Origin of the sequence: Lactobacillus sp. ESL0785 (assembly GCF_029395455.1) — a bacterium.
Taxonomy (GTDB): Bacteria; Bacillota; Bacilli; order Lactobacillales; family Lactobacillaceae; genus Lactobacillus.
This window is the reverse complement of record NZ_CP113916.1, coordinates 674,201-686,302: the sequence shown is the minus strand read 5'-3', so window position 1 is coordinate 686,302 and position 12,102 is coordinate 674,201. Positions and strand designations below refer to the sequence as shown.

The window sequence follows — 12,102 nt, the reverse complement described above, 5'->3', positions numbered from 1 at the left end:
CAAAAAAGGCACTTGATATGATATCAAGTGTCTTTTTACATGACTAAATTTTTACTTTTCCTAATAAAACTGAACTAATAACTACCGACAATGAGCTAAAGGCCATTGCTAAACCAGCTAACTCCGGACTGAGAATTAAGCCACAGCCAGCAAACAAACCTGCCGCAATCGGAATCCCTAAAATATTATAGATAAATGCCCAAAATAGATTAAGCTTAATCCGATTAAAGGTCTTATGACTCAGTTTCAGTGCTCTAACAACATCTAATAAATCATTTTTTACTAAAACAATTCCACCAGCGTCAATGGCAACGTCCGTGCCCGAACCCATAGCAATCCCAACATCAGCTTGAGTTAAGGCCGGAGCATCATTAATCCCGTCACCAACAAATGCGACCTTGCCGCTATTTTGCAGCTTCTTAATTGCAGCAGCTTTCTCAGTAGGTAAAACGCCAGCGATTACTTCATCAATGCCGACTTGCTGGGCAATAACGTGGGCAACCTGCTTGTTATCACCTGTTAGCATTACCGTCTTTAAACCGTGCTGCTTAAGTTGGGCAATTGCTTGTTGGCTATTTCTCTTGGGTATATCCTGAATAGCCAATAAGCCAATGACTTCATTAGCTAAACAAACCAACACCACTGTCTTAGCTTCTTCTTGTAAGGTTGTTAACTGCTCTTGTAATTTTGCCGGGATTTTAACCGTATCAGTAATTATCGGACTGCCAACTAGCGCTATTTGACCATTAATTTTGCCAGTTACCCCTTTACCTTCAAGTGCCTTGAAAGCTGTTACCTTAGTTAAGACGACTTGCTCTTTACGTGCAGCTTGCAGAATTGCTTGCGCCAACGGATGCTCAGACAAACTTTCTAAACTTGCAGCAACTTGCAATACCTGCTCGCGTTTGCCAATAATATCCGTTACTTGTGGCTTACCAGCAGTAATCGTTCCTGTTTTATCTAGCACAATTGTATTCAAATCATTAGCTGCTTCTAAGACAGTACCATTTTTGATTAGAATCCCTTTCTTAGCGCCTAGACCTGTGCCAACCATTAATGCCGTTGGTGTTGCTAAGCCTAATGCACAGGGACAAGCAATAACCAGCACCGAAACTGCAAACTCTAAAGCTGTTCCAATGCCCTTACCAATAAGCACATACCACACTAAAAATGTAAGAATGGCAATCATTAGCACCGCAGGAACAAAAATATCGACAACCTGATCAGTTAAGTTTTGAATTGGTGCATGACTATTCTGCGCTTTTTTCACAATAGCAACAATTTGCGCCAGCACTGTGTCACTACCAACTTTTTGTGCTTTAAATACCAACGTTCCTGCTTGATTGATAGTTGCACCAACGACTTTATCACCGGGCTTTTTACTAACTGGCAAACTTTCACCAGTAATCATTGATTCATCAACACTCGATGTACCAGTAACAACTATCCCATCAACCGGAATCTTCTGTCCCGGCTTAACTTGAATTAGATCACCCGGAACAACCTGAGCAATTGGTAAATTACTAAATTGGCCTTTTCGCTTAACCAAAGCATCTTTTGCCTGCAAACCCGCAAGTTTGCCAATAGCATCAGAAGCATTGCTGCGCATTTTTACTTCTAAAACTTGTCCTAGTAAAACAAAAGTAATCACAAACGCAGCACTTTCAAAGAAAACTGGCTTATGATTAAACAGCGCATAAATACTATACAAATAAGCAGTTAATGTTCCTAAAGCCACCAATGTATCCATATTAGCATGGTGTTTTTTAAATGATGCCCAAGCACTAACAACAAATGGTTTAGCCGAAATAAACATGACTAAAGTTGTCAAAATTAGCATTGTCCATTCGCCGCCGGGAAGCATCCAACCAGTTATGGGCATCAAGATCATTTCAATTAACATCGGTAGTGATAAAATTAAGGCCAACCAAAAGCGCGTTGTTGTTTTCATTAACAGCTCCTACTTAACAACCACTTGTCCATGAAACATATTCATACTGCAAGCCCAATCATAAATTCCTGGCTTAGTTGTATCAATTTTAACTTGTTCTACTTGACCTTGAGGCAATTTCTGATCAATGCCTAAATCTGAAAAAATCACATGATCAAGGCAAGATGAGGAATCCATTCGCTTAAAATTAAGTGTTGCTGGAACACCCTTTTTCAAAACAATCTTTTCAGGTGAATAGCCTCCCTTAACTTCAATATCTACACTTTGCTTATTTTGCTTAATATTAGCCTGCTTTGCTTGGACTGTATGCTTGCCAAAAAACCACCAGGCAATAAAACCCATTAATATAATTCCACTAAGTAAAATAATAATCTTTGTCATGCTAATTACCTCGTTAATTATTTTATCGTCTACACTTGTAAACTATAATTAGTATAAAATATTAATCTACACTTGTAAACATTAATGCTTTTAAGAAAAAAAGACTCACTGATAAAATCAGTGAGCAACAAACTTATTTAATCTGCATCAACATTATTGAGCCAGCTATCCAATCCCGGCTTATTCATATCTCTCTTAGCCATTTCTAAAAATTCGCTAAGTTGGCGATCATCATTAGCAACATGGGTCAAAGCAACATTAATATAATCGGCAAGTGTTAAACCATACTTCGCCAAATTTTCCTTTGCCTTGTCACTTACAGCCATATCCAATTCTGATGGGCCATTTTCGGTATTAAATTCCGTTTTCATATCGTATCTCCTCCATAAAAATACAACTGTAAGCAATTATTTTAGGTAATTCAGACTGTTATTGCAAGGTTTTCGCACTTTTACCCAAGTTCTATGCTATATTAAATGGTAGAAAGTAAAAACACAGTTCGGCTGGTAGTCCGGACATGGCTACTTTTAGCCATCAGTAACCTGCCTCCTTGGTTGTCCGTCTTTCTTAATTTTTTAAGGAGGATGACACTATGTCTACTATTTATAGTTCTTTATCTATCGTATTTGAACCGCCCTTTTACAAAGCTGTTTTTGAGCGACGCGATCATGATCATTATGAAGTTGCTCAAGTTAATTTGGGCACATCCGAACCCAAAACGACCATGCTATATTCATTAATTCTTAATCATTGGCAGGAATTACACTTTTTTCAACAAGCTGACTTAACAAGACCGCATCTAGTTAATCATCTTAATCCTAAACGCCGACAACGCTTAGCTAAAAAAGCTATTAAAAAAGGCGTCAGTACTAAGGCACAATTAGCTTTACAAAAGCAATTTGAGCAAAACAAATTAACTAAGAAAGTCAACCAGCGAAAGTATAAGACTCAATTAGCTGAAGCTAAGTTTAAATTACGAAAAGAAAAGAAACGAAAAAAACATCAAGGTCATTAATGGTAAAAGCCACAAAGAATTTATCTTTGTGGCTTTTATTTAATCAAGCTAACTGAATTATTGCAGCAACAATTTCTTCCTTAGTACTACCATGTTGTTTGCCCAGCTTTAGATGATATAAAGGTAAAAATGCTGGCATTATCAATAATAATGAAACTTTTAGCGCCTATTTGCAAAAATTAATCAGCATTAAGCAAACCAGATAATTGAAGCCAGCATTTTAAAACACTAAAATATAATTAATGTCGATTGTTAAAATCAATTTAAGGAGAAAAAATGAAAATATTTGTAATCGGTGCAACCGGAATGGCTGGATCAGCTTTTGTCAAAGAAGCTAACAAACACGGCCTAGAAATTATTGCGAACGGCCGGCAAACAGACAAGCTAGCTAAACTACAAGCTAAAGTGCCTAACATCCAAATTCTAGCTAAAGATGCTTTTACCTTAACTAAGGACGATTTTACTGACTGCGACGTAATTGTTGATGCTTTTTCAACTGCGCCAAGCCAAGCTTACCGTCATACTGACCTTGCTGCACACCTAGTAGCACTTTTTAGAGAAACTACTAAGCCGCGATTAGCCTTTATTTTAGGCGCGGGTAGTCTAGTTACTGGCCCTGACCATCACCGTGTCTTGCACGATATTGAGCAAGATGACACTACCAAGCCATGGCGTAATACCCCCAAGAACCAATACTTTGAATATCAATTTTTACAAAATGTTGATAATGTCAATTGGTTTGGTATTTCACCAGCTAACTTATTCATTCCCGGGGAACAAGCTGCCAAAATTTTAACTGGTAAAGATGAGTTGCTATATAATGATGCAGGTGAATCCATTACTACTGCTGGCACTATGGCTGCTGCGCTCGTGGCAGAAATTTTGCAACCTCAGCATCGCCAAGAACGATTTACTGTTGCTAACGGCTAACGCTATAATTAATATTAATTAGGAATCCTGGTAAGGTAAACCGGGATTTTTTAATACAAAAAACCGTTTGATTTTCATCAAACGGTTTTTCAATTCTAATTTTGAGTTAATTACTTAAGCTCTGAATTAATATTACTTGCTCTCAGATAACGCTTATTACCAATAATCCAGTACCAGTGACCACGCATCTTAATCGGATCACCATATATCGTCAAATTAGTCTGACCTTGGTGCAGTACCTTTTTGCCTACCCGTTCAGCATATTGATTATAGACATAAGCATTATGATTAAGATAAACATGCGGTGTACCCGTAATATTGCCTACCGGAATATAGAAGCCCTTAGTTGTCTTATAGAAACGTCTACCTGCTTTAGTATAAACAGTCTGGTCAATTCCTATTCTTGAGCCAGCCTGCAAAACGATTTGGTTAGCCCGGTGACCATTTTCATCATACAGATAAGAATTATGCATCACCATCTTCTTACTTGGATCAGCAGCAATCTCTTGAACCGGACGTAAATCTTTAATCGAAGTTGGGAAATTAGCTGCTTTCAAGTAATGACCGTTACCAATCTGGTAAAACTTCTTACCACGAATCTTAACAGGTTCACCATAAGTCTTCATGACCTTACCAACCTTCAAAACTTGCTTACCAACGCGCTTACCATACTTGTTATAGATATAAGCATTATGCGTCAACTTACGCTTAAGTGGCAAGACATTACCAGTTGCTAAATAATAATTATTCTCAAGAAGATAGAAGTTTCTGCCATTAATCACCTTAGTACCATAAACTGGAAGTGTTGAACCAATCTTGAGGATCAACTCATTAATCCTTTGCCCTTGTGCGTTATAAACATAGGCATTGTGCGTTAAGGTAACATTCTCTGCTTGTCTATTGCTAATATTAACAGTTACTGCAACAATTACGCTTCTACCATCAGCAAATTTAACTAACACAGAACCAGACATATCTGTTCCTAACTTAGAAGTATCTGGGATCTTATTCCAAGAATAAGTTGTTCCAGCCGGAAGACTAGCGGCATTGCTAATAGCTAATTCAGCATAATGTGTATCATTACTCAGGTCTGTTCCTTGCGGAATCATGACGCTGCCACCGATAGGCGTTTGCGAATTATTGTCTGTTGGCGTGCCAGTATTACCATTACCACCGGTATCTGCTTTTGGATTAACGATTAGCGGTACTTTCAAGACCTGTTTCGTACCATCACCGTAATCAATGACAACATAAGCATCGCGCGAGCCCAGTTTGCTAGTATCAAGCGTACCCGTACCGTCACTCTTATTAGCCCAGCCAAACTTAGCAGTTGGATATTGTGCCAGAATCTTGTTAACTGAGTCGTCTTGACCTAAAACTGCCTTAGCTTGTTCTTCAGTTGGTTGCTCACCAATTGTAACTTCTGCCGGAACTGGCGTTATGCCAGCAGCATCAAGATGCTGTACACCAACAATGTTGGCTTTAACCGTCACAGGATCACTGATTGAGCCATCCTTATAATGAACTCGAACCTGAACATCCTGATTTTCACCCGGCTTATTCGGTCCTACTGCTGCCCAAGTTAAGTAATCAACTTGCGTCCAATCAACGCCCTTAATAACGGTCTTCATTTTATCTTGATCGGTAAAACTATCCGGACTTAAGGCAACTGGATTACCTGTCCCTGAGTCATGAACTAAGTGTGTCAAAATCGGTGTAGTAGCATTTTCATCTGCAGCAGTAGGATGATTATTTTCAGCATTAGTACTATCATCAACCTTTAAGTTAATCGGTACAATTTGTTTCGTGCCATCACCAAAGTCAATCACAACATAGGCAGTACTTTCATTAGGGGCACTAGTATCAACAACTCCCGTACCATCATTGTTTTCTGCCAATGAATACTTCGCATTCGGATATTGGGCATCAATCTTCATAACATCATCCAAGTTTAAGGCATTCTTAGCCTCAGCCTCACCCGGAGTACTGTTAACCCGGACTGTCGTCGGTAAATTATCTTTCTTACGGGCACCAAGGACATTAACATTAAGCTTAAATGGTGCACTTGTTGACCCATCTTTGTAATGAGCAACTACTTCAATCTGTTGACCATCACCAACTGTTGCTGGCTGCGTGCCATTCCAGCTTAAATGATCAATCAACGTACTAGAATCAGTGACACCATCAAGGGCAATATTATCTTTAATCCAATTTGGATCAGTGAATTCAGGTACTTGAACTTCATTATGCAAACCATCGGCAACGTGGGTTGTAATTGGTACAGCCTGAGTGGCATCAAGTTTACTTTCATTGGCATCAGCTTGACTCTTTACGGTCAAATCGACTTGGACTACCTGCTTAGTACCGTCACCGTAGTCAACCACAACATAAGCAGCTGGCGTTCCTGCTTGGCTAGTATCAATTGTACCAGTACCATCGCTATTAGCAGCCCAAGTAAATGTAGCAGTTGGATACTTAGCTAAAATCGCTGCATTTTCGGTTTGATCCAAGGCATCCTTAGCTTGTGCAGCAGTTAATTGACTGCCAGCAGTAACTGTAGTTGGTGCAATTGCTTTTTTCGCACTTAAAACATTGACATTGATGTTAAACGGATCGCTGACTGATTGATCCTTGTAATGAACAATCACTGCAACTTGCTGGTTATTGCCAACTGTTGTCGGCGCATTATTAGCCCAAGTCAAGTAGTCAACAATGTCAGTCAAATTATCAACTCCAGGAATTTGCATGAAGTCAGACATCTTAGTAGTATCATTAAATTCTGGCGGCATAATGACACCATTATCAGTCATATGCGTAGTAACTGAGCCACTAGTAGCTGCTGGATGATAAGTAGCACCAGACGTTGGCTGTTCACTAACGTTTAAATCAACTTTAACCGTTTGCTTCTTGCCATCGCCGTAATCAATCAAAACATAGGCATCTGGACTACCAGGTTGACTAATATCAACTGTTCCAGTACCATCAGCCTTACCTACCCATGAATAATGGGCATTAGGGTACTTCGTATCAATTGCAAGAACATCATCTAAGTTTAATGCATCTTTGGCACGTTCTTCATCAAGCTTGCTGGTATTCATCACAGTAATTGCTGTTGGGACAGCTGACTTTCTCGCACCAATGACCTTAACATTGATGTCTAACGTCTTAACCGTACCATCATTAAAAGTAAGCTTAATTTTACCAGTTATCTGGTCGGTTGCCTGGTCAACACTTGGCTGACCATCCGCTGCCCATTCAACTTGTTTGATATTGGCATCAGTTGTGCCAGTTAAGAATGAACTTGGATCAGCAAATTCAGCTGGTATTTGAGTATGATCCGTACCGACATTAACAACATGAAGCACAACATCTTTACTTTGCGTAATATTAGCTTCAGAAGTTTGTCTTGGAACTGTTAGAACAGAAGCAACATCTTTTTCTGTCCCATCATGGAATCTGATATGAATTGTTTCAATATAAGTTCCAGGATTTTCAGCTTTACCGTCTTTAATATTAACCGAACTAGCAAATTCTGCAGTTGCATCACTTGGCAAGGCATTAACCATCTCGGCTGCAGTAATTGCAGCGCCGACTGTCTTCGTAACAGTCTTACCAGTAACCGAATCGGCACGCTTTTCACCATCAGAAACAACTCTGACATAACCAGTAACTATCTTAACTGAACCATCCTTAAAGGTTAACTTAACTTGTGATTGTTTAAGACCTGCAGTCTTAGTACCATTTTTAGCAAAATCAGGATCAACCCACTCAGCTGTTGGATTACCAGACAATTCTGTAAAGTTATCAATCACGCTAGCAGCGCTAACTGTGCTGTTAACATTTGTCCGCACTGTCTTAACATGAGGATTATTCTTCTCAGCTTCTGTTGAAGTCGAGGTTGCCACTGCAGCAACAATAATTTGTGTTGGTACCTCATCAGTTGAACCATCCGCATAAGTTACCTTAATCTTAGTTTGAGTAATGCCAGCAGCACCAGTTGACGGTGTTGTTTCATATTCAAAATCGGTGGCATTGGTTAGATCAGCACTATTAATCACTGCATCTTTAGCATTCGGCAAAGCATCCCCAACATTGACACACACATTCTTTGCCCGCGGTCGTGGTGCTGTATGCGCGTCACTAACAACATCAACAACTACGGGAACATTATTGCTAGTACCATCTGGATAAGTTACCTTGACAACTGCTCCTTGAACACCTAATCTACCCAAGTCATTAACTACTGGTGGTGTTTGCCAAGTAAAGGTTGTCCCTGTTGGTAAACTTGCCGCATTAGAAATAGCAGCTTTAGCTTCGGCATCGGTTGCTGTCTTACCTGAACCATAACCAATATTGGTTCTTTGACCTTGTGGGTCATTTTCCTGTGTTGGATTAGCATCGCCAACAATTACCGGAACAATGACATAATCACTAGAGCCGTCAGCATAAGTTATCTTAACCGTGCCAGCTGCAGAACCTTCTTTACTTAAGTCTGGTTCATTTGCCCACTCATATTGAGCATCACTTGGTAAATCAGCATTATTAGCAATTGAAGCCTTAGCATCAGGAACCGTACCATTTAGATCAGCTGTCTGTGTCTTAGCCTTAGGATACTTAATTGAAGCCGTATCATAAACATTGACCAATACTGGAATACGGTCTATTGAACCATCTTGATATTTAACATCAACCCATGCTTGCTTATCGCCAGTCGTTGAAGTATCAACTGGACTTTCCCAAGTAAAGGTTGCATCAGTTGGAAAACCTGCCGGTTTATGAATGGCATCCTTAGCAGCAGCGTCATCAAGTGTTGTTCCTTTAAGAACTGAAACCCCTTGTGAATTTTGTCCAGAACCAGCTAATTGAGTGTGATACAAATTATTTTCCTGTTTATTAATTATTACATCAACTGGGACAATCTGCTGACCATCAACATTTTCTGGCGTATGTGCTGCACCCTTCTTGTAGTAAGTTAAGACAACATATCCGGGTACGGTCTTATTAGGCTGGTGTTCATCATAACTAACATAACCAGCATCCATTGGGGTACCTTGATCGTCTTTAGCCCATGAATAATCAACATCATAGCCAGCAGCACTTAAATCAGTAGTTAAATTAGCTTCATCTTTAAGAGCCTCTTTTGCTTGCTCAACTGACGGAATAACACCATTAGGGGTTGTAGTCGTCTTAGTAGCATCTTTTTCACCACCAAGAACGTTAACCTTAACATCATCAACTTCTAAAGTTGAACCATCATTAAAGGTAACCCGCAATTTAGCAGTTTTTTCACCAATCGTACCATTAATAATGGTTGAAACGTCAGTATCATCATCCCAATCAACACTTGCTACGTTAGTTAAATCACCAGCTAAATATGAGTTCCACTTGCTGGCATCAGTAAAGTCAGGTACCAAAGGCTTATTGGCACTCGGAATATTAGCGGCGTGAACAACAACTGGCCCAGTACCTGCTGTAATCCCAGAAGCATGAGCTTCTGTATCGCCCATGGCAACTTTAGCAGCAACTAACTGTGTCCCATCAGGCTGACCGTCTTTATAATAAGTTACTAAAACAGCAACATCATTAATTCCTGCTTGCAGATCAGCAGCTGTTAACGGTGAACCATCAGCTTTACGCCATTCATAAGTAGGAGTTAAGTTGCTGGCATCACCATCAAATGCAACCGCATCTTTAGCTTGATCGGCTGTCGGCATTACACCATGTGCAACTTGTTGAACATCACCAGAAGACTTAGCTTTAATTATATTCAAAGTTACAGGGATATCATCAGTTGTGCCATCACCATAAGTTACCCGAATAACTGCATTACCTAATTGACCTTCTTCTGGAACAACTTGATTAATATCGTCAACAAGGTTACCAGCATTATCCTTAATTAAGCCACCGCTGGTTAAGTTACCTTGACTGTCCATTGCTTGATTTGGCAGCCATGCAACGCTCATAATTGTCTTATTATCTGGATTGATACTATCATCAAGTCCCAATAAGTCGGCAATTGTTGTCGTCGTATTATTGTTACCATCAACAGCCTTCAGCTTATCTTCAGCACCACCAATCGCACTAGTTTGTCCTTGGTGAATTGAAATTTTATTGCTAGAAATATTATAACGACCAGCATCAGTCTTCTTCCAACCATCATAAAGGTCAGTCCCTAATGCAAAACCAGCAGAACTGTTAAAGCCGCCTTGACTTTGAATTACAGTTTGAAAATCTTCCTTAGTATTTAAATCTTGGAAAGTTTTATCAGCTTTACCATCAGCCAAAATGTTTTCTGGTAAAGTTGGGTTAGCCAAAATGGTCATTTGGGCATCTGTCAAGTTCGGATCAATAATATTGGCATTATTTGAGCTTTGAATAATCCACTTATAATGATCGGTAATCATTCCCATCTTATCACCAGAAATATCGGTCACTGGGAAATTGAAGTTATTAACGTCATTACCATTATTACTGGTAATTTCAAACAGCTTTGGTGTATCGGCAAGTAGCTTGATTTGGTTGTCTTTGCCTGGATTAACACCAGTATCAGAAGAGTTATTTTGAATAATTGTGGTTGAACCAGGATCGACCTGAATGTACATTGGCGGAATACCTTCATCAACCCGATAAAGGAAGTTAACTGTCGGATCAATATTCAGGTGAAAATTAGAACCTTCCCCAACTTCAATTCTGGCATCATCAACGGTACCTGTTCCCCGCAATGCACTCTTAGTATTAGAAATGTTGGCAGTTACATTGGCATTGCTACCAATTAAGAAAACATCACAGATAAAACTAGAGGAAGTATCAGGTGTTGGTGCAAAATTAATCATGACATCAGAATCGTCATCAGCCGTTGGCTCAGCATAATCACTAAAGATATTACCATCAATGTTGTAATTTAAAGTAACCTTATTTTCAAACTTAATCAATGAATCATAACTAACATTATCACTTTCAACATTATTTAGCGTAACTGCCTTGTCATTATCATAACCGTAAAAGTTAAACCGACTAGGATCATCACTTGGCTTTCTACCCATCAATTTAACATCGTTAAAAGTAATCCCATACTGATAAATATCGTCTTGAATTATATTCGCACCAATATCTAAAGTCTTGTGATTACCATTAACTACCTTACTGCCTTGAATGGAGTATTGTTGATTATTTTCCGTTGCTGTAATGTCACTAGTTAAATTAATTGTTGTGACATCTTCATTAAGCAAGGCTGCCGTAAAGTCAGCCCAGTTATTAACATCAGTTTCATCATCCTGAGCAGCTGGCTGCTGAACCTGATTAGTAGTAGCCAAATTTTGCTTATTAGTAGCATTATCTGCCTGATCCACTGGGGCAGGTGCTTTTTGCTCTGTTGCACTTGTTGTCTTAGCCGCAGTTGCAGACTTATTTGTATCTGTTTCAGCAGCATTTGTACCACTCTTCAAAAATGAACTTAGACCAGAATAAGTAGTTAAATTCTGTTTAGTATTCTGAGCTTTCTTGGGTTGTGCAGTAGCTTTTGCGGTTGCAGACGTCGCTGCTTTTTCATCTGTTGCAGCAGTTTTATTTACTTGCTGTGTTGTATTTTCAGTTGAATTTGCAGAGATAGTGTCAGCCTTTGCAGTTTGGCTACTCATTGTCAAAAAACTAAAGCCCAACAAAACAGAGGCAGCACCAACAGTCAATTTACGAATCGAAAATCGATCTCGCTTTGATTGCATCTCCATTTTTCTTAATCGTTCATTAAAATTATTTTTACCTAGCATATTTTTACCCTCTTTAAGTTATTAAAAATCCGGATTTTTTATGATAGTGCTTACAGTTA

The 12,102-nt window shown here is 39.2% G+C and carries 6 protein-coding genes; 2 read left to right on the top strand and 4 right to left on the bottom strand.

Annotation, left to right across the window (positions count from 1 at the left end):
• Positions 1 to 43: 43 nt before the first annotated feature.
• The 3 genes from OZY43_RS03320 to OZY43_RS03310 form a co-directional block, all read right to left on the bottom strand.
• Entirely contained in the window at positions 44 to 1,951 is a 1,908-nt protein-coding gene (locus OZY43_RS03320; protein WP_277165948.1) for a copper-translocating P-type ATPase, read from the bottom strand.
• A 9-nt stretch (positions 1,952 to 1,960) separates the two neighbouring features.
• Positions 1,961 to 2,332 (bottom strand): cupredoxin domain-containing protein, encoded by a 372-nt coding sequence (locus tag OZY43_RS03315; protein WP_277165946.1) that lies wholly within the window; start codon positions 2,330 to 2,332, stop codon positions 1,961 to 1,963.
• Positions 2,333 to 2,469: 137 nt separating this feature from the next.
• Positions 2,470 to 2,703 (bottom strand): hypothetical protein, encoded by a 234-nt coding sequence (locus OZY43_RS03310; RefSeq protein ID WP_277165944.1) that lies wholly within the window; start codon positions 2,701 to 2,703, stop codon positions 2,470 to 2,472.
• 221 nt (positions 2,704 to 2,924) lie between these two features.
• Here OZY43_RS03310 and OZY43_RS03305 point away from each other — a divergent pair, with 221 nt between their 5' ends.
• Entirely contained in the window at positions 2,925 to 3,347 is a 423-nt protein-coding gene (locus OZY43_RS03305; protein WP_277165942.1) for a YjdF family protein, read from the top strand.
• Positions 3,348 to 3,623: 276 nt separating this feature from the next.
• Entirely contained in the window at positions 3,624 to 4,277 is a 654-nt protein-coding gene (locus OZY43_RS03300; RefSeq protein ID WP_277165940.1) for an NAD(P)H-binding protein, read from the top strand.
• Between the two features lie 110 nt (positions 4,278 to 4,387).
• Here OZY43_RS03300 and OZY43_RS03295 read toward each other — a convergent pair whose 3' ends face one another.
• On the bottom strand, positions 4,388 to 11,998 hold the full coding sequence (locus OZY43_RS03295; protein ID WP_277165939.1) for a Rib/alpha-like domain-containing protein: 7,611 nt from the start codon (positions 11,996 to 11,998) through the stop codon (positions 4,388 to 4,390).
• Positions 11,999 to 12,102: the final 104 nt, after the last annotated feature.